At 56.5% G+C, this 255-nt stretch carries 1 rRNA gene; it reads left to right on the top strand.

From position 1 onward, the window contains the following. Window positions 1-255: ribosomal RNA gene (locus M3205_RS25435) — 16S ribosomal RNA — on the top strand; the annotation flags it as partial.

The following is a 255-nucleotide window of genomic DNA, read 5'->3' as shown; positions in this document are numbered from 1 at the left end:
GAGCGGACAGATGGGAGCTTGCTCCCTGAAGTCAGCGGCGGACGGGTGAGTAACACGTGGGCAACCTGCCTGTAAGACTGGGATAACTCCGGGAAACCGGGGCTAATACCGGATAATTCTTTTCCTCTCATGAGGAAAAGCTGAAAGATGGCATCTCGCTATCACTTACAGATGGGCCCGCGGCGCATTAGCTAGTTGGTGAGGTAACGGCTCACCAAGGCCACGATGCGTAGCCGACCTGAGAGGGTGATCGGC

It is taken from the genome of Cytobacillus firmus (genome assembly GCF_023715565.1).
Lineage (GTDB): Bacteria > Bacillota > Bacilli > Bacillales > Cytobacillaceae > Cytobacillus > Cytobacillus firmus_C.
This window is presented reverse-complemented; position numbering and strand designations above follow the sequence as displayed.